Annotated in this window: 1 protein-coding gene; it reads right to left on the reverse strand. The window is 35.9% G+C overall.

Annotated elements, in window-relative coordinates; all coding sequences use genetic code 11:
* Positions 1-95: 95 nt before the first annotated feature.
* A complete protein-coding gene (locus PVK62_RS17275) occupies positions 96-1,109 on the reverse strand; it encodes a ParA family protein (RefSeq protein ID WP_274445615.1) in 1,014 nt (337 codons plus the stop codon).
* Between the last annotated feature and the right edge of the window lie 121 nt (positions 1,110-1,230).

The following is a 1,230-nucleotide window of genomic DNA, read 5'->3' on the forward strand; positions in this document are numbered from 1 at the left end:
GTGCAATTATACTCAACATTGACGCCTTAAAACGAGAAACACCCGACAACCTGAGATGCCGAGTGTAGTAAATCGTGTTGATGCATTTGTTATAACTAAATTCTTGCCACTAATTCGTCAATAGTTTTAATCATATTCTCTTTATAATCGGCCCTGACATTAATGCGTTTACCTGAAACTGTTAATTTACCATGAGGCATTTTAGAAAATGGGCAACCTCTAGCAAATGCCACAACACCTGTTGTACCAAAATCCCGCACATCAACAGAACCAGCTACAGGGTCAGTGAAAGTAAAGTACTGAGGATGTAAAGATATTAACTCTGCCAAATCTTTTTCAATTCCAGTTAAAGCTGCGTTGTAGGCTGAGGATGTACCCATATACTGAGTTAGTCTATTTTTAACAATTAAATGCATCATCGGTAAACTACGACCTGCATCATTTAATTTTTTAGCAAATGTGTAGTTTTTATAAACTTCTGATGGGAGTTTAAGCCCATAAATTAATGAAAATGCATTTTGAATAGCCCTACGAGATGAGTCATCTGCCATTACAGGGAGAATAACTCTATGTGATGCAGCTAAGCCTATCTGCGTGTACATAGAAAAGCTAGGATTTGTATCTATAAACACATAATCATAATCTACTTGATCCAATAACTCTTTTAGCCAATCAATAATACCAAGCCATGAGTTAACACCTGGAATATCAGCATTCGCTAAAGTATTCATTGCAATTGCTTGTAGTTCAAGCAAAGCATCACCACAGATTAAATCTATATTAGTAGCGATTGCTGAATTAAATTCATTTGGTAAACAAATAAAATCACGACCGACAAAATTAGGTGCTGAATATGGTGATTTTAAACGTGCATCAAAATATCCACCAATACTGCGCCTTGGTATTTGCCCTTGATTTAAAAGTAGTTTTTCGCTTCCAGAACCTTCTTGGCCACCTAAAAATATTTCAGTTAAATTAGCTTGCGGGCATAAATCAACTACTAGAATTTTTTTCTCTGGGTTTAATTCAGCAAAACGTGTTACAGCTTGAAAAGACAAGCTTGTTTTACCAGTACCACCTTTATTGTTCCAAATTGAATATATTACCATAACTCGCGTCCTGTTTGTACTCATTGGCGTCCATAATGGACGCCTTGTTGTTTTTTGTCAACATATTATTTTTGAAGAATTTAGTTATAACGCCGCAATAACACGTGCGAAAGACCGACTA

The organism is Aliivibrio sp. S3MY1 (genome assembly GCF_028765575.1).
GTDB lineage: Bacteria > Pseudomonadota > Gammaproteobacteria > Enterobacterales > Vibrionaceae > Aliivibrio.

Coding starts and splice junctions, on each gene's coding strand:
- PVK62_RS17275 (WP_274445615.1), bottom strand. CDS start 1,109: ATGGTAATATATTCAATTTGGAACAATAAAGGTGGTACTGGTAAAACA.